The organism is Sphingobacteriaceae bacterium GW460-11-11-14-LB5 (genome assembly GCA_002151545.1).
Lineage (GTDB): Bacteria > Bacteroidota > Bacteroidia > Sphingobacteriales > Sphingobacteriaceae > Pedobacter.
Window position 1 is genome coordinate 1,859,549 of the sequence record CP021237.1, and the last position, 23,123, is coordinate 1,882,671.

General features: G+C 37.6%; 14 protein-coding genes. 6 read left to right on the forward strand and 8 right to left on the reverse strand.

From position 1 onward, the window contains the following. Positions 1-255: 255 nt before the first annotated feature. From CA265_07380 to CA265_07400, 5 genes are all read left to right on the forward strand, one after another. The gene (locus CA265_07380; protein ARS39480.1) at positions 256-2,712 is read left to right on the forward strand and encodes an energy transducer TonB; all 2,457 of its coding nucleotides are present in this window, start codon (positions 256-258) and stop codon (positions 2,710-2,712) included. A 335-nt stretch (positions 2,713-3,047) separates the two neighbouring features. Next, on the forward strand, positions 3,048-3,488 hold the full coding sequence (locus CA265_07385) for a thioesterase (GenBank protein ARS39481.1): 441 nt from the start codon (positions 3,048-3,050) through the stop codon (positions 3,486-3,488). Positions 3,489-3,588: 100 nt separating this feature from the next. Further along, positions 3,589-3,831, forward strand: coding sequence for a hypothetical protein (locus CA265_07390; protein ARS39482.1), 243 nt, complete (start codon positions 3,589-3,591; stop codon positions 3,829-3,831). A 187-nt stretch (positions 3,832-4,018) separates the two neighbouring features. Further along, positions 4,019-7,189, forward strand: a complete 3,171-nt coding sequence (locus tag CA265_07395; GenBank protein ARS39483.1) for a SusC/RagA family TonB-linked outer membrane protein — start codon at positions 4,019-4,021, stop codon at positions 7,187-7,189. A 17-nt stretch (positions 7,190-7,206) separates the two neighbouring features. Further along, positions 7,207-8,664, forward strand: a complete 1,458-nt coding sequence (locus CA265_07400; GenBank protein ARS39484.1) for a RagB/SusD family nutrient uptake outer membrane protein — start codon at positions 7,207-7,209, stop codon at positions 8,662-8,664. A 186-nt stretch (positions 8,665-8,850) separates the two neighbouring features. On the opposite strand, the gene CA265_07405 is transcribed toward CA265_07400, so the two are convergent. The 8 genes from CA265_07405 to CA265_07440 all read right to left on the reverse strand — a co-directional run bounded on the left by CA265_07405 (position 8,851) and on the right by CA265_07440 (position 22,049). Continuing rightward, positions 8,851-10,122, reverse strand: a complete 1,272-nt coding sequence (locus CA265_07405; protein ARS39485.1) for a spore maturation protein — start codon at positions 10,120-10,122, stop codon at positions 8,851-8,853. A gap of 317 nt (positions 10,123-10,439) precedes the next feature. Further along, positions 10,440-13,298, reverse strand: a complete 2,859-nt coding sequence (locus tag CA265_07410; GenBank protein ID ARS39486.1) for a peptidase S9 — start codon at positions 13,296-13,298, stop codon at positions 10,440-10,442. 292 nt (positions 13,299-13,590) lie between these two features. Next, positions 13,591-15,384, reverse strand: a complete 1,794-nt coding sequence (locus CA265_07415) for a membrane protein insertase YidC (GenBank protein ID ARS39487.1) — start codon at positions 15,382-15,384, stop codon at positions 13,591-13,593. A gap of 20 nt (positions 15,385-15,404) precedes the next feature. Then, positions 15,405-17,021, reverse strand: coding sequence for a CTP synthetase (locus tag CA265_07420; protein ARS39488.1), 1,617 nt, complete (start codon positions 17,019-17,021; stop codon positions 15,405-15,407). A 161-nt stretch (positions 17,022-17,182) separates the two neighbouring features. Beyond that, positions 17,183-17,944 (reverse strand): GLPGLI family protein, encoded by a 762-nt coding sequence (locus CA265_07425; protein ARS39489.1) that lies wholly within the window; start codon positions 17,942-17,944, stop codon positions 17,183-17,185. A gap of 6 nt (positions 17,945-17,950) precedes the next feature. Continuing rightward, positions 17,951-20,728 (reverse strand): hypothetical protein, encoded by a 2,778-nt coding sequence (locus CA265_07430; GenBank protein ID ARS39490.1) that lies wholly within the window; start codon positions 20,726-20,728, stop codon positions 17,951-17,953. Between the two features lie 145 nt (positions 20,729-20,873). Continuing rightward, positions 20,874-21,350 (reverse strand): DUF1572 domain-containing protein, encoded by a 477-nt coding sequence (locus CA265_07435; GenBank protein ARS39491.1) that lies wholly within the window; start codon positions 21,348-21,350, stop codon positions 20,874-20,876. Between the two features lie 156 nt (positions 21,351-21,506). Continuing rightward, positions 21,507-22,049, reverse strand: coding sequence for a hypothetical protein (locus tag CA265_07440; protein ARS39492.1), 543 nt, complete (start codon positions 22,047-22,049; stop codon positions 21,507-21,509). Between the two features lie 118 nt (positions 22,050-22,167). Between CA265_07440 and CA265_07445 the strand changes: the two genes are divergently transcribed. Next, positions 22,168-23,121 carry a MarR family transcriptional regulator gene (locus CA265_07445; protein ARS39493.1) on the forward strand — a complete coding sequence of 318 codons (954 nt, stop codon included), beginning with the start codon at positions 22,168-22,170 and terminating at the stop codon, positions 23,119-23,121. The last annotated feature ends 2 nt before the right edge of the window (positions 23,122-23,123 follow it).

Genomic DNA, 23,123 nt, shown 5'->3' on the forward strand with positions numbered 1-23,123 from the left:
CGCTGAGCATATCTACTTCCGCGTGAATCTGCTTTGTTAACGGGCGATATACACTATAGTTGCCAGCTTATAAAAAAAACGCACAACGCTTGTCATTTCAAAATCCCTTGTCCTTTTAAAAGCGCCTTCCGCTTAGCGCTTAACGCTACCCTTAATTGTCTTGATTTTAAACATTATCTAAATAATTAATTTGATATATTTAAATTAAAATTTAGATTTGTCTAAAATTATATTTAGATAAATCATTTTGTATTCATGAAATCCCTGTTATTATATTGCTTCTGTTTTTTTTTATCACTAAATGCCATTGCCCAAAAGGTGATGATCAAGGGATTAGTAACCTCTCAAAACGAACCTGTAGAAAATATTACCATTAAAATTTTAGGCACTAATGCATCGACAAAATCGGGTAGTTCAGGCCTGTATCAATTAAATGGAGTCCCTGCCGGAAATTGCGATCTCATTTTTTCAGGTATTGGTTATCAATCAAAAAGAATTAAAGTCATCTTAAAAGGGGATACAGCCCTGGTTAATGCCGACTTATTAAGTTTAGCATCAGATTTAAATGATGTGGTAATTACCGGTGTAAACCGGGCCACACAATTGCGTAAAAGCCCTGTGCCCATTGCCGTCCTCTCTAAAAAGTCAATGGATCAAAATGTCAATACGAACCTGATCGAAGCCATTGTTAAAGGAGTACCGGGCATTACCGCTGTGACCACCGGTCCGAATGTTTCTAAACCTTTTATAAGGGGTTTGGGCTATAACCGTGTATTAACTTTGTATGATGGTTTAAGGCAGGAGGGACAACAATGGGGCGATGAACATGGAATTGAGGTAGACGAATATGGCATTACCAGGGCCGAAGTAGTAAAAGGTCCTGCCAGTTTAACCTATGGTTCTGATGCCCTGGCTGGGGTAATTAATATGATTCCTTATAGTCCAAACTTTGAAACCGGAAAGTTGAAAGGCGATTTTACCGCAAATTACCAGAGTAATAATGGTATGATCGGTTCTTCGCTCGGCCTGGCCTACATTAAAAACGATTGGAAATATACGTTTAGGGCAACCGGGAAAACGGCACATAATTACGAAAATAAAATTGATGGACTGGTTTATGGTACAGCTTTTAGAGAATACAATTTATCGGCCAGCGCTAGGGTAGATAAAGCCTGGGGTTTTTCTAAAACAGCCATTACCTATTACGATAATTTAATGGAAATTCCTGATGGTAGCAGAGATTCTCTCTCGAGAAGATTTACCAGGCAGGTTTTGGATGACGGAGACGATATTAAAAACAGACCTGTTGTACCTGAAAGTGATCTGAATACTTATTCCATTAATCCCTTGCATCAGCACATTCAACATTATCGCTTTTATAATACCAGTCAGTTTAAATTTGGAACGAGTGATTTAAATTTATTGATTGGCGGACAACAAAGTGTAAGAAGGGAATATAACCACCCTACATTACCAGGCCAGGCTGGACTTTACGTGGTGTTAAACACTTTTAATTACGATCTTAAATATAATCTGCCCGATTTTGCTGGTATAGAAAGTACCATTGGGATAAATGGGATGTACCAGGGGAACAGGAGTAAGGCTGCTACCGATTTTCCCATTCCGGATTATGACCTTTTCGATATCGGTGCTTTTTATTTCGCAAAAAAATCGATGGGTAAAGTCGATGTTTCCGGAGGGATCAGGATTGACAGAAGAAACATAAACTGGGGTGATTTTTATGTAGGTACCGATGCCCAATCTGGTTTCGGGAAACAAGTAAATGCAAACGACCCAACCGGGAAGCTGCAGTTTCCTTCTTTTAATAAAAACTACTATGGTTTATCAGGAAGTTTGGGTTTAACTTACAATATTTCGGAAAGGCTCTTAATTAAAGCCAATATGGCAAGAGGATACAGGGCGCCAAACATTACAGAAATCGGTTCTAACGGATTGGATCCAGGTGCACATATCGTGTATTTGGGTAACAGGACCTTTAAACCAGAGTTTAACCTTCAGGAAGATGTTGGCATTATTGCCTATTTGAAAGATGCCGATTTAAGCCTGGAACTATTTAACAACAATATTCAGAACTATATTTATCAGTCGCGTTTGACCGATGCCAGCGGAAATCCTGTGGTTATTGTGCCTGGTAATTTAACCTATCAGTATCAGCAATCAAAAGCGAGATTATATGGCGCAGAAATTTCTGTAAATCTGCATCCTACTGCTTTAAAATGGTTAAGTTTCAATAACAGCCTGGCATATGTGGTTGGCCTGAACCAGAACCAGGAACTCCTGAATAAACATGGCAGAGCGGCTAAATACCTTCCTTTTATTCCGCCATTGCAAGTGAGGACGGAGATCAAAGCGACTGCACAAAAACCTATAGGTATTTTTGATAAACCCTATATTAAAATTGATGCTGCTTTTTTCGCTGATCAGGATAAATTTTATGCTTTAGATGATACTGAAAGCTTTACCGCGGGTTATACATTAATTAACGGCGGCATAGGATCGGCATTAAAAACGAAAAAAGGAAAAACTTTGTGTGATATTTTTCTTCAGGCCGATAATATTTTCAACATCGCCTATCAATCAAATTTAAACAGGTTGAAGTATTTCGAATACTACAACCGTTCGCCCAATGGCCGGTCAGGAATTTACAACATGGGCAAGAACTTAAGTTTTAAAGTGATTATTCCGATTTAAGGATGGGAGAGGGCGGATGCAAGATGTAGGATGGGAGATGTAAGATGTTGAATGGAAGATGTAAAATGGAATAGGGATGATGGCTTTAATATGGACTTGCCCCATGATACATCTTACATAATTACATCTGCCATATTGTTTTTGTTTCGTTTAGGAAATGGGAGGTGTTGCTATCTTCCATTTTCTTTATATACCGAATAAACCTTTTTGCTGCCAACCCATCCATCTTATGGACTAAGGACTAAGGACTAAGGACTTTAGACTTGAACTATGAACTATCTCCCATTTTTCCTACTTTTAACTCATCCATCTTACTTCATAACATTTTACATCTTATGGAACCTTCCTTAAGCGAACAGCGTTTAGCTTTTTTACGACAATCCATTGGCAAGGTAATTACCAATTCGCCATCTAACTTTATGAATTGGCTGGCTCCGGTTTTAATCAAGGCAGAGCATGGCATATTGGTTTGTCAGTATACCATCCGTAAAGAAATGACCAATCCTTATCAAATTTTACACGGTGGTGTAACAGCAGGTATAATTGATGATTTAATTGGTGCGACTGTTTTTACCATGGGATTAAACGAACGTTATACCACTGTAAATAATTATATTGATTATTTTGCCACGGCTAGCGAGGGCGACGAAGTTATCGCAGAAACCTCGATTGTAAAAAGAGGACGCACAATATTAAATCTGCAATGTGAGATATTTTTACCCTCAAAAAAGCGTTTAATAGCTAAAGGCTATTCGAACATGTTAAACATAGGTTAAGTTTTTTCTGATAGCTTAAGAATTAATTGTTAATTCCTTTAAATTAACGAAACATTCTCATTTATAATTTGTTGTAGATTAACCTAAAATATAATGAGCCATGTTAGAAAATTATTCCACCCTGCAATTCATCGTGAGAGGCAAAATTTTTAAGGGATTTTGCATGCGTATTCAAGATGATTTTCACGAAACCTATGCTGTTGTTTTAGATGGTTACCATTCTTTTTGTATCTGGTTAGATAATAAAACAGAAAAGTGGTGTGCATCTAAAAACGTAGCCATTGATCCTGATGCTATAGATGAAATCATTCACAGGATTTCTATTCCCCAACCATCTTGCTAAAATTGCGTAATAAAAATGTTGCAGCATAAATTCTGCCGTTGATCTGCAGGATTTTGCTGTTTTATGCAGTATTTATCCTTTTTTACTTTTCTACTTCCTGCAAAACCAGGTTCATAATGGGTTTTGATGGGTTAAATTGTGTATTTTAACAACAACTTAACTAATCAATTAACCTAAATCTTTCATTATGAACAAAAAATTACTAATGCTATTAGGAATTTTAGCGTGTTACGTTGTTTCCTATGCCCAAACCACTGTAAAGGGCAAGGTAACAGACGAGAGCAACGTTGGCATTCCGGGCGTAAGTGTACTGGTTAAAGGCAGTACAACCGGCGCTTCTACAGGCGGTGATGGTTCTTACAGCATTACTGTTCCATCAAATAATGTTACACTGGTTTTTAAATCAATAGGTTTTGTTAGCCAAGAGGTAGCTGTTGGTGGCCGAACACAGGTTGATGTTAAACTATCTAATGAAGAAAACAAATTAGATGATGTAATGGTAGTAGCTTATGGTACTGCCAAACGGGGTAGTTACACTGGATCGGCTGCTGTAATTGATCAAAACAAAATCAAGGATGCACCATCTACCTCCTTTCAAAATGCTTTAACTGGTAGGGCAGCTGGTGTGCAGGTTACTGCATCTTCTGGTCAGGCAGGATCAACTCCGAGCATCCGCATAAGAGGAATAGGATCGATAAATGCGTCAAACGATCCATTATATGTAGTTGACGGAGTTCCTGTTGTTTCGGGTAATATTGGCCAAGGAAGCGATTATACTTTCTCTACCAACAATATCATGAATACAATAAATCCCGCGGATATTGAGAGTATTACTATCCTTAAAGATGCCGCTGCTTCTTCCTTGTATGGCTCAAGGGCAGCCAATGGCGTAGTATTGATCAATACGAAACGTGGTAAATCTGGTAAACCTAAAATTGAATTTAGAACATCTTTAGGTTTAACACCTAGCTGGGCTACAGATAATTATGAAACAGCTGGTGTACAAGAACAAGTAAATATGTTATATCGTATTTTTCACGATGTGCGCACCTCTTCCGGACAGAGTGAAGCAGCGGGAAATACTTATGCCTTGTCGCAGCTAAACACAAAATTTAACCGACATGGTTATCGCTTTACTACTGATGGAACAGGTTTAAATGCAAATGTGAATATTCTTGGTATGACTGATGGAATAGAAAATCGTGAAGGGCGATATTTTGATTGGGAAGATGCACTTTTTAGAACAGCAAAATACCAAACTAACGATCTATCAGTAAGTGGTGGTGACGATAAGACAAAGTATTATTCGTCATTTTCTTACACCAGAGATCAAAGTCGGATTAAAGTAAATGATTTTGACAGGTACTCGGGCAGGATAAATTTAAGCCAGAAAGTGGGTAAGTATGTCGAAATCGGTTCGAACGTAAGTATTGCCAGATCGGCACAAAGTGGTTATAATGATACACGTAATACCGGTTCTAATAGTTACTTCCAAACTAGAAATCTATTATGGCCACTATATTGGCCTACTGATTATAAAAATGGTCAGCCCTTTACGGCCAGGTACGGAAGTTTAGCACAAAATAACATCTATTACGATAATCAATGGGATAATAAATCAATTACAAAAAGATTTGTTGCCAATCCTTATATCCAGGTAAATATATTACCTGAGCTAATTTTAAAATCAGTATTTTCTTACGATAACTCACAGGTAAACGATCATATTTATTATAGTGCACTTCATTTTAATGGCTTAACCAATAATGGAAGCGTAAATGAAATCACAACAAACTATAATAAAATGGTTTCTTCTAGTACAATTAACTACAGCAAACAGCTTGGCTTACACTCAATAAGCTTCTTGGCAGGTTTTGAAGCTGAAAAAAATGTTACTGATTTTCAAAGGGCTACAGGCGTTGATTTAGGAAGTAGTGAACTGCAAAGCGTTTCAACTGCAGGTACTACTTCATCCTCTGCATATAACTGGGGGAATTCCATTGTTTCTGGTTTATCTCGTTTGGAATATAATTACAATCAAAAATATTTTATTACTTCTTCCTTTAGAAGAGATGGATCTTCAAGACTCGGAGATATCAATAGATGGGGCACATTTTGGTCGGTTGGTGGATCATGGAAAATCAATAGCGAGAATTTTCTAAAAAATGTATCTTTTCTTGACAATTTAAGATTGAGAGGATCATATGGTACCAACGGAACTTTACCATCAAACAACTACGATTGGCGCGAGCTGACTTCATTCTCTAATAAATATCTTGGCCAACCGGCAGCCTTGTACGCATCTCTTTCCAATCCGATCTTAACTTGGGAAAATAGTTACTCTACAAACATAGCCTTGGAGTTTGGTCTGTTTAAAAGAATTACAGGTACAATCGAGTTCTTTAATCGCGATACAAAAAATCTATTGCTTGGGGTGCCGGTATCAATGACTACCGGATTTAGTTCAACGCTAAGAAACATTGGAGAAATTAACAATAAAGGTCTCGAATTTGATCTGAATGCTAACCTGATTAATAAAAATGGCTTTAAATGGGATTTAGGTATTAATGGATCATTTACAAGGTCTAAAGTAACCAAGCTGTACAAACCTGAAGGTACGGCACGTGGAAATGACATTATTTGGAACGACCCTACGGGTGCAGATGCGAGGGCGCAGTTTCTCTATAGTGAAGGCTTATCAATGCTTAGTTTTTATGGTTTCGAATGGGCTGGTGTAAATCCGGCAAATGGTAAAAATGTTTGGTATCTAAATGGTGCAACTCCTGCATCAGGTAGTTTTGATTATAATGGAAGGCAAGCAACTTACAACTATAATGATGCTGCCAGGGTAGTAATAGGCGATGGTAATCCAGATGTTTTTGGTGGAATTAATACTGATGTAGAATATAAAGGCTTTAGTTTAGGTCTAAACTTTATCTACAAACTTGGTGGACAAATTTATGATGGAGCTTACAAAGATGTAGCAGATGATGGTTACTATTGGGAAAGAATCAGATCGCAAAGTTATTATGACAATATGTGGACTCCACAAAATACCAATGGTACACAACCAAAACTTGATGGAAATGACCTTACCGATGCCATGCAGTATAGTTCTCGTCAATTGCATAGTGCGAGTTTCTTAAGATTAAAAAATGTATTGTTTGCCTATCGTTTACCTGAAAAAATAGTTACTAAACTAGGCGCTTCTAATATAAGAGCCTATTTTAATGGTTCTAATCTGCTTACTTTCGCGAAATACAAAGAAGCAGATCCTGAGGTAGGAAATTATAGTACCAGAGGTTGGGAGACCCCATTTGGAAAGACTTATACTTTTGGTTTAGAGGTTAGTTTTTAATATAGGAGATTCAAAATATGAAAAGAATAAATATACTACTGATCAGTATCTTCATGTTAAGTGTACTATCATGTAAAAAGTTTTTAGATATGACGCCGAGTAATTCGGCCGATTCGAATAAGGCGATTCAAACACCAAGAGATGCACAAATAGTAATCAACGGCGTAATGAATCAGATGACAGATGCCTCATATTATGGAAGGAATTTCTTTCTGTATGGCGATGTTAAAGGTGGCGATATGACGGTTTACTCTCAAGGTAGGGGCTTGGATGCCTTGTATAACTATAATCAAAACGCCAATACCAATAGTTTTTCCGGTTTTTGGTCGCAAATTTATTTTTGCATATTACAAACCAATTATCTGCTCGAGGAAATAGCCAAACAAGAAGCATTAGGCGCAACGGGTTTTGCTCCATACAAAGGGCAGGCTTTAACCGCCAGAGCTTTAATGTATTTTGATTTGGTTAGATTATACGGCAAAGCATACACCGATAATAATCAGTCTTTTGGTGTTCCTTTAATCTTAACCAGACAAGGATATGAAGCACAACCACTACGATCGACAGTAGAGCAGGTTTACACTCAGATTGTTAAAGATCTAAATGATGCGGCACCGTTGTTGCCGAAAACAAAAACAAATGGATATATCAATTATTACTCAAATAAAGCTATTCAGGCGAGAGTGTACTTATATATGAATGATATGCCCAAGTCACTTTTAGCAGCTGAAGAAGTTATTGGTGCCTCGGCTTTATATACATTGTATACGAATGCAAATTGGGTCGATTCCTGGAAAAGTCAATACGGCTCAGAATCTATTTTTGAGTTGGGTATTAATCCTTTAGAGAACGATCTTGGAGCAGCATCATTAGGTATTTACCAAAGAAATAAAGGTGTAGGTACAACGGCAGCATTGGGTTTTTTCTATTCCAGTACTGACTTTTTAAGTCGCTTAAATCAAGGAGCTAGCGATGTAAGGCGTGGGATAATGGCTAGAGATGAAAGTTCGGCAACAAGGTTAGGTGCCCTTTATAAATATTGTGGTAGTACAGCATTGGCTGGTGATAAAAGCACAGCGAATAATACTGCAGTTAATATTAAAGTAATTCGATTGTCTGAAATTTATTTAATCGCTGCAGAGGCAGCGCTTTCTACAAATACTACAAAGGCCGCTAATTATTTGAACGCAATACGTCAAAGAAATCCTTCTGCAGTATTGGCCACTCCAGTTACGGTTACGCTCGATATGATTTTAGATGAAAAAAGTAAAGAGTTGTATGGTGAAGGTCAGCGGTTCTTTGATTTAATACGGACCAATAAATCAATTACATATAATGATGAATTTGGTGGTTTAACAATTAGCACCCGGCCAAAAACGATTGATAGAACATTTAATAAAACAATTCTTCCAATCCCGCAAACAGAAATAAATGCAAACCCTGGAATAAAAGCACAGCAGAATCCTGGTTATTAAATATTGAGCGATTTATTAAAAATCCCTGTCAGATATTTTCTGGCAGGGATTTTTTGTAGCTGTTCAGTGCTTTCTTGGTCATTCTGAATGCAACGGGTGAATCAGTCTCGCAATAACGATAGATGGGTAACACACTAATGACCAATAAACAAATGACTAATGAACCAATGACCAATGAACTACGATTTATGCAAAAAACATATAACTGAGTGCAATGGCTGTACAAACGCCAACCAAATCAGCCAATAACATTGAGCCAATGGCATAACGTGTATTCTTTATGCCAACAGATCCAAAGTAAACCGCTACTACATAAAAAGTAGTATCAGAAGCCCCCTGGAAAACACCCGATAATTTACTGGCAAATGAATCAGGTCCGCTTGAAATCATGGTACTTACCATCATTCCACGGGCAGCGCCACCACTTAAAGGCCTGATTAAAGCTGTTGGTAGCGCATCAACAAATTTGGTGTCGGCTCCAAAAAATACAAACACGTTTTTAATGCCGCTCATCACCACATCAAAAGTCCCGCTGGTTCTCAGCATACTTACCGCAACTAAAATCCCAACTAAATAAGGAACGATTTTCAGTGCCGTTTCAAATCCACCTTTGGCACCATCAATAAACGCATCAAAAACATCTATTTTTTTATATAAGGCACCCAATACAATCAATAAAAAGATTAATAAAATTATTCCACCACTTAATAAGCCTGAAAATGATTTTATGCTTTCTGCATTTAACTTACTTACATACCAAACCAGTAAACCAACCACTGCCGAGATACTTAATACCCAGGTAATGATAACCGGCTGAAGCAAGTTTATTTTTTGTTTAAAGGATACAATAAGCATGGCTGCCATGGTACCGACAAAAGTGACGATTAAACAAGGAATGAAAATATCAGTTGGGTCTTGCGCATTTTGAGTAGACCTAATGGCGATTACACTAACTGGAATTAAACATAGGCCTGCAGCGTGTAAACATAAAAACATAATCTGCGAATTGCTGGCAACATCTTTATTCGGATTGAGCTCTTGCAAACTTTCCATGGCCTTGATGCCAAATGGCGTGGCTGCATTATCTAAACCTAATAAATTGGCTGAGAAATTCATGATCATATGTCCCATAGAGGGGTGCCCTTTTGGGATCTCCGGAAAGAGTTTCGAAAAGAATGGACCAATAATTCTAGATAATAAACGGATACCACCTGCTTTTTCAGCAATGCTCATTAAGCCCATAAATAAGGCCAGTGTTCCGATTAATTTAATACAAAGGTCAACTGCGATCCAGCAAGTTTCGATAATACCATCTAATTTTAAGGGATTCAACGGATCGGATGATTTACCAATTACCATCCAGTTAAAAATATCGCTATGTCCGAAAAAGAAACATTTAATACTTGCTACTACAATAGCCACGATAATAAATGCTGACCAGATTCTGCTTAATGCCATTAGGGTTGTTTAGTTTTTTGATGTGAAAATAGCTTTTTTAAGCCGAATTTCATAGTAGCCTGTATTTGATTTGTATTTGTTTGTAACGACCAATTTTACCTCTTTTACCTAACGCGATCGTCCTGCTGCCCCGAAGGTTCGGTACAGGGTGACGACTATAAATTAAAGCCATCTATAGGAAATCTTTTAACCGTATATTACTTGAGCATCTAACCCATCAACCAAAAAGTCCATGACCAATAGATATGCTATCAATCATGGACTTTTTTAACTATGGACTCCGGACTTCCGACTCCGGACTTCCGACTCCGGACTAACTAAGGTTTATCATCTGTTAATTCAAAGCCCCAGGTTTTTCCTTTTTCAGTAGCAGGAATTCCACTGGTCATCCAGGCCGGAGCCTTTGCACCTTTTAAATAATAGTCGAAAAATTGTTGTTCACGGATTTGAATATCCTTACGGTTCTGGCGTTGGACCAAATTGTGTGCTTCACCATTGTAGTTAAGCATCCAGACTGGTTTACCTAAACGGCGCAAGCCGGTAAACATCTCAATTCCTTGATACCATGGCACAGCACCGTCTGCATCGTTCGCCATTACCACAACTGGTGTATTTACTTTCGGGAACATAAATAATGGTGAGTTCTCGATATATAACTCAGGTTTTTCCCAAAGGGTTGCACCGATACGGCTTTGTGTTTTCTCGTATTGGAACTGACGGTTCATACCTGTTTCCCAGCGGATGCCACCATAAGCAGAAGTCATATTGGCTACAGGTGCACCAGCCCAGGCTGCAGCATACATGTTATTCTGTGTAATAAGGTAAGCTACCTGATAACCGCCCCAGCTTTGTCCCTGAATACCAATTTTACTGCCATCAACCCAGCTATTTTTTTTCAGACTTTCTACACCTGAATTGATAAATTCAACTGCCGATTTACCTGGATGACCAGTTTCGTAACTAATATCAGGTGCAAAAACCAGGTATCCGTTACTCACGAAATAAGAAATATTTAAACGTGATGGCGTAGGAGCCGGCGCCTGATAGGTATATAAACCATCCGTTAATTTTTCGTAGAAATAAGCAATCATCGGGTATTTCTTATTTGGATCGAAGTTTTCAGGTTTGTAAAGGATGCCTTCGGCCTTATAGCCTTTTGGTGTGGTCCATTTCACCAGCTCAGCCGTACCCCAGTTATAGTTTTTTTGTTGAGGATTGGTATTGCTTAATTTGGTTTCAGTTTTGAAATCTGTAGTGATGTAAACATTTGGCGATTCTACATAGTTGGCTTTATCGTAAATGTAAACATCGGCATCTTTAGCTTTTACCAGGTTTGAATATTTAAACTTAGCCATTACCACCAATTCTGGTGCTTTAGCCGAACCAACGTTGGTGCGGTAAAAACCATTTTCTTTAGTGAGGTTGTTAAAGCCATCTAACCAAACCGTTTCGTTCGCTTTTACAAATTTGCTATCTGCATTGCGTTCAAATCTGTTGTCTTGTTGTACTCTTTCGTAACGGAAAGTAATGTTATTCGCTCTTCCAAAACCAGCAGTAATATTTTTTGGTGCCAATTTTCCGTCTGGTGAGAATGACCAGATATCATATTTATCGTTAATTAAAACGGCTTTATCACCTTCAGTCCAGGTAGCTAAGCCATAAGCAGAAGGTAAGTCTGGTACATCATTCTCTTCATCAACAAATTTTTCACTTAAACCTGCAGTTAAAACGGTAACCTTTGCTGTAGTTACATTGTAGGTATTCCAACTGCCCGATTTTCGATCGAAGTATAAAACATAATTTCCTGCCGGTGATGCCAATGCATAACCATTAAGGTTCTCGATGATTTTCTTTTTCTGGCCATTTTTCGTGTCAACCAAATAGTAATCTTTTGAAGTTGAACCGCTCCATTGCGATTCTATCCTGCGACCGTAATCTGTAGAAGCTAAAACCTGCCCGGCATCACCTTCCGCTATGATATTTGCATCAGGTAATTTTAAATCGGTAAGCGGAATTACTTTTGGGTCACTGCTGTACACATCAATCACAGATAAATAACTTTTTTTGCTGTCTCTTTCTGCGTTTTTAAGCTGCATAGGCTGCAAATAATCGTCTTTGTAATTCCAGACATCAACTTTCGCCACTTCGAAATCTACGATAGTCGTATCCTTTGGTTTTTTGATAGGAGAGATGCCAAAAAACAATTTCTTGCCATCTTTACTAAAAGTGATTTTACCATCGCCATTAACCGACCATTTTGCGGGTAGGCCAGGCATATCAAAATCAACCAATATCTGTGCAGTATCGAGCGTTAAAGAGTTGTAATAAATATTGTAATCTTTTATTTCCTGTTTCTCCGGACTTTGCTCGCCTACAAAAGCTACATGTTCGCTTTCCTCATCAAAGGTGAAATTTTTGAAACTTCCTTTGCCCTTAATCAGGGTTTTAAGTGTACCTTTTTCTGTATTTAACAGAAATACACCTTGTGGAGCAGTTTTGTCCTTTTTAGAGCCACTGCAGGCAAAAACCAATTGTTTGCCATCTTTACTGAAGTAATAGTCGGTAACGAATTTATAGGTTTTATCTGTACCTGTTAAAAGGTTTTTTACCACTAAATCGGTTCCTTCTTCAGTTTTACCTTTAGCCGCAGGCTCATCATCAGCAAAATCTGATTCACCATCTTTTTTCTCAGCTGGTTTTACTGTTTTTTTTGCTGTATCTGGTTTTTCAGTTAAGTAAGCCATCACACCCGCACCTTCTTCAGGAAATTTGAAAGATTTTACCCTGGCCACTTTAGTAACGGCATTGGTAGTAAGGTTAGCAATACCCAACGAATCTTTTGGTAATTCATCAGCTTTTTTCTTTTTTATTTTAGCCTGACGTAAATCTTTATTTAAAGGGCGGATGTTAAAAGCCGCGAATTTGGAATCGTTACTAAACTGCGAGTTCATTCCTCTTGGGATGTTCATCTTCGCATTGGTTTTAATATTGGTCAGGTACAGCTGTGCATCTCCTTCTTGATGTAAGATGCTGTACATCGCCCATTGACCATTATTTGATAATTGCTTTGTTCCTACTGATTCCCATGTATCGTATACCGAATGATCTAGGGGTTTCTTTTGTGCGTAGGCAAAGCTGACAACGAAAAACAGAATAATAGTTAGTCTCTTTTGCATTTTTAAAAGTTAAGTAATTTGTTGGTTGAGATTTAATCTTCTAAAATTGGAATTTTTTAGCTTATTAAGAAACTTGTATGTCAAATATTACAATTAAAAGCCATAAAGGCTGAAGGTTGGAAGGTCCGAAGATATATTGTGTAAAACTCCTTGCTAAACGCTCTCCGCTAAACGCTTCACGCCAAACGCTCTCCGCTAAACGCCTAACGCTTCACGCCATCCGCTCCGCCCAAAACAAAAATCCCCGATCACTTTGAAGTAATCAGGGATTCCGTATAATTTAAAAGTAAGATTACTTTTTAGCTTGTTGTTGCTGACGCATATAGTCATCCAAACGTTGCTGGAATTTAGACTTTTTCTTTTTCTCATCAGCTGGTCTGGCTTTGTTTTGCTGAATCAAAGCATGGATTTTATCATCGTCAACCATTTTACGAATTAAGAACTGCTGTCCGAAAGTCATTAAGTTGGCTAAGAAATAATAATAGTTTAATCCGGCAGGGTAGCTATTTAACACACCTAAGAAAATAACCGGCATGATGTAACCGATGTACTTCATTTGACCAGTTGCTCCAGAAACCTGATTGTTGAAATAAGTCATAATCAATGTAGAGATGGTCATCAATACACACATTAAACTTAAGTGATCGCCAATGAAAGGGATTTTTACGCCGAATTTGATAAACTCATCATAAGTTGATAAATCTTTCATCCACAAGAAACTCTCGCCACGTAGCTCAAACAAGTTAGGGAAGAAGAAGAAGAAGGCCATTACCAAAGGCAATTGTAATACCATAGGCAAACATCCGCCCAGCGGATTTACACCGGCTTTCTTATAGAGTTTTAAATATTCCTGTTGAACCAGTGTTGGATTATCTTCGCCTACCTTAGCTTTAATTTCGTCCATTTCCGGCTTTAAAACTCTCATTTTAGCCATTGAAAGATAAGACTTATAAGTAAGTGGCGATAAAGCAACTTTTAGTAAAATGGTTAATACCAAAATGATTAATCCATAGTTCCAGCCAAAGCTGTTTAAAAAGTTAAATACAGGTAGTACGATGAAACGGTTAATGTATTTCAATGGCCAGTAGCCCATATCAACCTGTTGCTCTAAATCATAACCTTGTGCTTTTAGTGCCGAGAATTTGTTGGTTCCGAAATAGAATTCCATTTCATAAACCTGGTTAGCCGTATGTGCATATGGCAATTGCATATTGGCATCATAAAACTTCACCAAACCTGGAGCCGTTGGAATTTTAACTTCTAAACTTCCTTTTTCGAAAGCCTGTTTAGAGATTAAAGAAGCGGAGAAAAAGTGTTGTTTGAAAGAGAACCACTGGATTTTACCTTTCGATAAATCTTCTTTCTCATCTTTCGAAACACTTAGGTGGTCTACATCGCCATCTAAATATTTGTAGTATGGTGCAGAGTAACGGTGCTCACTTTCGATCGATTTTTCTTGCTGTAATAAAGTAGTCTGCCAGTTTAAACCAATGTTATTACCTGCAATTACTTGTTGTAAGCCAACTAAATTGATGTTGAAAGCAACTTTATTACTTAACGCCTTTAAATCGTATACATATTCTACATATGCGTTAGCGCCATAATTGGCACGCATGGTAACTGTATTTCCGGTTTTTGTAGGAGTAAAGTATAAATCGTTGGTATTAATTACTTTACCAGCAGCATTAAGATTTAAACCAAACTTGTTCTGATTTCCATCAAATAAAATCAATGGTTTACCGGTAAAGGTTTTCTGGCCTTTAATTTCAACCGAAGTAATTTTACCGCCTTTATTGCTTAAAGTGATTAATAAATTCTCGTTTTCTAACACGGTATTGGCTTCTGTACCGGTTATTGCGGTACCAAAAGGACCTTTTAACGCTAAAGAATCTACAGCCGGGTTAGCAATTGCAGCTGTTTTAGTGGTATCTTTTTGTACTGGTGTAATACCAGATTTTTTTGCCAATTCGATACTGTCTCTTTCTTTGGCTTGTTTCATTTCAGCCGTGCTCGGCCTCAAAAAATAGAATGATCCTGCCAAAATGATCATAATCAGGAACAGTCCTGTAAAGGTATTTCTATCCATTATTTACGTATATACTGCTTTTAATTCGTTTTCTTTTTTGCAAACTCCATCGCAGCGGCGACAAATTTAACAAAAAGTGGGTGAGGATTAGCAACTGTTGATTTTAATTCCGGGTGAAACTGTCCGCCAACGAAAAATGGATGATTTTTAAGCTCCACAATTTCAACTAAATTGGTTTGTGGATTCATACCTGATGCAATCATTCCTGCATCTTCGTATTGTTTTAAATAATCATTATTAAATTCGTAACGGTGACGGTGACGCTCATTAATGTGCGATTTACCGTAAATAGAAAAAGCTTTTGTTCCTTTTTTAATATCGCAAGGGTAAGAGCCTAAACGCATTGTTCCACCTTTGTTTGTTATTTTTTTCTGCTCTTCCATCATGTTAATTACCGGATTTGCAGCATTTTCTTCAATTTCTGTCGTATGTGCATCTTTCAAACCTAAAACGTTACGGCCAAATTCGATCACAGCACATTGCATACCCAGGCAGATGCCGAAGAAAGGAACATTGTTCTCACGAACATATTTTATGGCATCAATTTTACCCTCAATACCGCGGCTACCAAAACCTGGTGCCACTAAAACACCTTGTAAGTGACCTAATTTGTCTTTTACATTATCAGGGAAAATTCCTTCGGAATGGATATATTCTACTTTAACCTTACATTCATTTTTCGAACCTGCGTGTACAAAAGATTCGATAATTGATTTATAAGCATCAGGTAATTCTACATACTTACCAATCAAACCAATTCTAACCTCTGCGGTAGGATTTTTTAAACGGCCTAAGAAATCTTTCCAGCTTTCCATATCCGGATCGCTTTTGGTCGGTAATTTTAATTTCGATAAAACAGTTTTATCCAATTGTTCTTTTAACATCAACAATGGCACATCATAAATAGTAGATGCATCCATCGATTCGACTACCGCATTGATGTTAACGTTACAAAATAAAGCAATTTTTTTTCTGATCTCAGGACTAATGTGGTGCTCGGTTCTGCAAACCAGTATATCCGGCTGTATTCCGTATTCCAGTAAAGCTTTAACAGAGTGTTGCGTTGGTTTCGTTTTTAACTCGCCGGCAGCAGCTAAATAAGGTACCAGGGTTAAGTGGATTACAATGGCATTGGTACTGCCTTCTTCCCATTTAAACTGACGAACAGCCTCAATGAATGGTAGAGATTCAATATCACCAACAGTTCCGCCAAGTTCAGTAATCACAATATCGTATTCACCGCTATCGCCTAAAATACGCATGTTGCGTTTAATTTCGTCGGTAATGTGAGGTACAACCTGAACTGTTTTGCCCAGGTACTCACCTTTACGTTCTTTGTTAATTACGTTCTGGTAAATACGGCCGGTAGTGATGTTGTTTGCCTGCGATGTTGGAACGTTAAGGAAACGCTCATAATGACCAAGATCCAGGTCGGTTTCAGCACCATCTTCGGTTACAAAGCATTCGCCATGTTCGTATGGATTTAAAGTTCCCGGATCGATATTGATGTACGGATCGAATTTTTGAATGGTTACACGGTAGCCACGTGCCTGTAAAAGTTTAGCTAAAGATGCGGAAATGATGCCCTTACCTAAAGAGGAAGTAACACCGCCCGTAACAAAAATATACTTTGTCATGATTGATAATTTGTGGAATTAACCAGGTGTTTTGAGCCTGTTTAATTGTTTTTGTACGGGATACAAAGGTACAAAAAATTATCGCTCGATTAGATACTTGCCAGATTATTTTTTCATCATATTATATCTCTGATAGTGACTGTTTTAGCTTAGGCGCCAACTTAAAGTATCAGCTTGTAAAGTTCTTTTTTTATATCTTCTATCTTTCTGGGGTTCTTTTTATCATCATAACGGGTATAGAGGTCGATCATTTTTTTGAAATCTTTTTCAGTATCCGTCCTTTTTCCTTTTGAAGGTGGAACAATGTTTAAGATGGGAACGTTTTTGGCCTCAACCTTGGTGGCAAACCATGTGGTGTTGTATCGTGGAATGGCCAGCCCCAATATCATTCCAGGCAAACCCGTAAATCCTTCTGGACCGCCTTTTAATAAAATTTCTTCACTATAGAAAGCCACTACGGTAACAGAATCGTTTATTACTGCGGTCGCTTTACGGCATTCGTAACCGGCAATCTGGCGAACATCGTGCATGATTTTCCAGTTGAGATGGGGGATAGTGTCTTTTAAAATAAAATCTTCGCCATTTATTGGTTTTCTGATTACCCTTGCCTTTTTACTAAAGTCGGTGTACATTTCATTTGTATTTTCACCGGCAATAAAGAAGAAATTATTATCGTTTAAGGTTTCTTTTGGTTTAAGCTTATAAATAGAGCAGCTATCGTTAAAACTGTAATCCCAATTGGAAATTCTGTACTTGCTCATTTTATCCCTGGCATCGTCTGAGATCCAGGTGTTCGAAGCCAGTTGCTGTTTTTGGTTGATTTTTTTCTCGAAAGTTATTTTAGCACTCTTGATGAAAACGGTTTGTGCTTTAATTATCGTCACTGCAAAAAACAGCATCATTGTTAATCCTAAGTGTTTCATCTTCTGTTATTTTTTGTCTTGTTTAATGAAATTTCCGGTTAAATTATAGGTAACGCCAATCAGTACGTACCTCGGAATAAAGCTGTTGGTATATTCGCTGATGCTATTGCCTCCAACATAACGGTTATAGCCAATTTTCTCAGCCAGAATATCAGAAATGGATACTTTTACTTCTAATTCTTGTGATTTAAGCATTTTCTTAGATAAATAAGCGTTCCATAACGCAATATTTACGGGTGTGCTGAATGAGGAATTGGCAGGTTGATAAGATAATGATATGCTGGTGTTAAACTCGGTATTATAGGGGAGCTGGATGTTCCCTGAAATATCATGATTGTGGATAAAGCTTTTTCCATTATTTATCGAACCGATGGATGACCGGCTGTTCGAAAACGTAAAGGAAGGATTGTACTGCAGCTGAACTTTATTGTCATAATAACTAAAGCGTGGACGGAAACTCAGGCTGTTGTTTACATTTTCATTCAGTTTGTTGTTTAAAATGGAAACGGATGTCGAATGGTTAAAACTGGCATTAAAGCCGGTATTAAAATGAATTTTACTAAAACTTTTATTAAAGCTTGCACCTCCGTAAAAATTATTATTCCCATCTAAATTGATATAACTGCTGATGGTTTTGTTTACCTCATCAACTGTTCTCGTACTCACAACAGCATTTTTGGTAAAGCTATAGCCGCCGTATACGTAGGCGTACATCTGCGATTTTTGCTGGTAAATATTAAAATTAAAGCCAAAATTATTGTTGAACGATGGTTTTAAATCTGGATTACCTCTTATTTCATAAAGTGGATTGTTGATTTGTCTGATGGGTTGTAATTGATCCAGACTAGGCTGTCGGGTATTTCCGTTGTAGCTTAATGATACACTGGTACTTTTGCCTAGTTTATAGTTGAAGTTACTCTGTGGGGCCCAGTTTAAATAGTTCCGGTTAAATTTGTTGTTCCGGTCTAAATCATTCAGCTCAAATGTGGTTTCGGTAGCCTCTGCACCACCAGATAAGGTGAACTTCTTCGATCTGTATTGCAATACCACTTTACCAATGTTCGAAAAATTATTGAAATCGAAATTGTTGCTCAGCGAATCGATACGTTTATTATTTAATGATTTATCGAACACCAGTTTATGGCTATTTGATGCCACAGTTTTAAAGCTATAGGCTGTTTGTAACGAAAATTGTTTGCCCAAAGGTTCTGTATACGATATTCTGGTACCTAGAGAGCTTTCGGTGCCCGAATTATCGTTCAGGAAATTCTGGTTAACCGTTCTGTTAATTGTTCCACTGCCATCGGTATAATTGGTTACACTTAAACTGGTACCCAGGCTGGTGCTGCTTTTGGTTTCAGGTTGTATATCAATGGAAAGTGTTCTTCCTTTTTTTACAAACTTTTTCGAGTAATTGATATTTCCGTTAAACAAATCATTGTCGCCATTGCTGTCGTTAAACTGATCACTGTTGTTAACAAATATCCCGGCGTCATTTTTGGTTTCGTTGGTGCTTATATACTGGCTGCTGTTTTTTCGTTTACTGCCTGCAAACGATATTTTTAAGGTAGAAAGTGAATCTATTTTAACATCAACGCTACCTTTTAAACTTTGCCCGGTGTTTCTGGTTTCGCTGTTTGATCTGCCTTCGCTAAAGAAATTCGTTCCATTAGGCAATAACGACTGGTTTTTATAGGTGGTTCTGTCCAATATATTTCTTTCACTGACTTTATAATTCAGTTTTAGGCCAATTTTGTTTTCATTCCATTTGTCGGAAAAATGCGCACCATATCCGGTTACATCAGGCAGGCCACTGGATGGCGAAAAATCATCCTCATCACGGCTGCCGCCATAGCTGATCATCACCGTACTGCCGTCATCACCCACTTCAATTACATCATAATCATTGCCTTTTAACTTACTCATGGCGGCGCTTGCTTTCGAATCCTGATTGGTATTGGAATTGGATCCAAATACAGCAGCTTTTAATTTGTTTTTATAAATGCCCGCCATACCACCGATGTTTTTATAGTGCTTGAGGTCGCTATTGGCATCCAGGGTACTGAGATACCCGTTTTTAGCGTTTTCCTTGAGCTTGATGTTCATGACTTTCTCTTTGGCATCGCCTTCTTTTATGCCTGATAATTCTTCCTCTTTGGTTTTTTTATCGTAAACCTGCACTTCGCTAACCGCATTGGCTTTCAGGTATTTTTGTGCCAGAAGCGGATCGTCGCCAAAAAATTCCTCGCCATCAACCAAAAGCGTGTTTACATCTTTTCCGCCAGCTTTTATGGCGCCATCTTTATCTACCTCAATTCCCGGTAAGCGCCTTAATAAATCCTGTAGATTGGCATGTGGTTTTACTGCAAAACTATCTGCCTGATAAGTTATGGTATCGCCTTTCATGCTAATGGCCTGTTTTTGAGCCTTAATTACCACTTCATTTAAGAGCGTGGCTTTGCTATCCATCGCAATATTACCCAGGTTGAATTTGGATGAATCAGACAACTGGATGTCTCTGATATAATCGGCCATTTTAGGGAAGGTAACCACCAGGGTATAATTTCCTTTTTTTAAATTCGAAAACTCGAATGCACCGTTGGCCTTAGTGCGTGCATCTTTAATTAAAATAGAATCTTTGCTTGATATCAGCAGGATAGCACTATTTTGTAATTTTGTTTTTTCAACAGTATCAACTACAACACCTTTGATGCTTGCGTTTTGTGCCAGTGCGGGTAAAAATAGTAATGAAAAAATAAGAGCCGAGAAGAGTTGCTTGAGCATGGAGGATCTGGAGAAACGTTAAATAATTTATGTTTGGTTGAGTGCACTAAACTACAACTATTTATTTAGTTTAAAAATAAATATTAAAATATTTTTTTATAAAGAAAAGGAGGAGGGATAGCTTAACACAGAGAATGATGACATTTTATTTTTCTGCTGCCAAGATCAATTTTTTGATGAGTACAATTTGTCCAAAATGGTAATAGCTATGCTCAATTACGCCTTCTATATTGCGCAGATAGGTGCCATACTTTTCATTTACAAATATTTCATCTAATTTTTCATCAGGAATTTGTGCTACTTCATCAGCGAAAGCTGCCGAATTTGCCAAAAACGCTTCCACCAGTTTTTTCCAATCCGCTTCTGATTGTATTGGCGGAAGGTCGAAACTATATTGATCTTTAATTTCGAGCAAGCCGCCTTTAAATACATTTAAAATGCCAAGCAGGTAATAATTAATGTGGTAGGTTAAAGCCGCAATGGTATTTAAATCTGCTATCTGATGTGTAGCCTGTTGCCAGGTAATACTTAATAACTGGTCTTTGTAGTTGGTATTGGCAATCCAATATCCGTTTAATAAAACTTCTCTCAGGCGGTTTGCAATAAACTCAGATCTTTTCATTGGTCTCATTTCTTAGTTGAAACTATGGACTTTTAGTGCAAGACTTACTTTTCTACAAATTTTTATTTTTTGCCACAGATTAGATACAATCTGCGAATCTGTGGCTTTTTTTAACAACGAATTGGATTCTAATTTGCTGACATTGATTTATAGCTATTAACAACAGTTATAGTAAATTTTTACTTTCTGCTCTTTTTCGCTCCAGGCAATATAAATGTTATTCTCTTTTCCTAAACGATATTTGAAACCGTTTAATCCCGATTTCTTTAATTCTTCGTAAAGGGCTTTGTCGGGCGTGTAATTGTCGGCCTTATCTTCCGGCATTACAGCAGGTTCGAGAAAATTATCATCACTGAAAAAATCATCGGCAATGGTTTTTAAGAATATAACCTGGTCTTTTTCTTTGGAGAGGTCAACATTTGGATCAGTACTGCCCAATAATTCAGTTCCTTTGATTTTGGTATTGTAAATTTCTTTTCCATCGGCATTTTTAATCGTAAAGTTCAAAACCATTTCTTCAGGTTTTCTGCCGGTAAGTTCGATTTTAAAAGTATCCAAACGTTTTAAATCGGAAAATGACTTAGCGAGGCTTTGGTTAACGTTTTTAAATTCAATGGCATTGGTTTCCTTTTTGTTGTCCGAATTACAGGCAAAAAAAACGATAGTAAGCAGGAGCAGTGTGATGGATTTTCTTTTCATATTGGTAAATCGATCTAAAATAGTAAAAATTTAAATTGAATGATTTACAGATAAAAAATTTGTGATCAATAATTAAGTTTTTATATTTGCGTAACTGATTACGTAATTAATTGTTGTTATGAATTTTTTTGAACAGGTAGGTAAGGTCGCTATAGGAAGCAGGTTAAGGATGTTAACCGATAAAGTGACAGAAGATGGTGCACAGATATATCAATTGTATGATATCGATATGCAGCCCAAGTGGTTTCCGGTATTTTATGCTTTAACCAAAGACAAGGAAAAAACCATAACCGAACTCGCTAAAGAAATCGGTCATTCGCACCCGTCAGTAAGTAAAATTATCAGTGAAATGCTGAAAAAAGGTTATGTTAAAGAAAGCAAAGACAAAGCCGATGGACGTAGAAATGTGGTGAGCCTTTCAGAAATGGGGATGGAGATTTCGGCAAAAATAGAAGATCAATTGATTGATGTAAATGCTGCCGTTGAAGAAATTTCCGCTCAATCGCAAAATAACCTTTGGGAAGCCATAGGCGAGTGGGAGTTTTTATTGGAACAAAAAACTTTACTAAGAAGGGTAATGGAAAAGAAAAAAGAGCGTGATAGCTTAAAAGTCGAAATTGTAGATTACCAACCCAAATACCAGGACATATTCAGGTCGCTCAATGTGGAATGGATTTCACAGTATTTTACCATGGAAGATTCTGATTATAAAGCGCTGGACAATCCGCAGGGTTATATTTTAGATAAAGGAGGTTTTATACTCATTGCACTTTACGAAGGCGAGCCCTTAGGCGTTTGTGCATTAATTAAAATGAATGACGGCGAATACGATTTTGAACTGGCCAAGATGGCTGTATCGCCAAAAGCACAGGGTAAAAATGTTGGCTTTTTATTGGCAAATGCCATTGTAGAAAAAGCCAGATCGTTAGGCGCCTCAAAAATTTATTTAGAAAGCAATACCATTTTAAAACCGGCGATAAATCTCTATCACAAGTTAGGTTTTCAAAAAGTGGCAGGTAAACCAACGCCGTATACGCGTTGCAATATCCAGATGGAGCTGGTGATTAGGTAAAT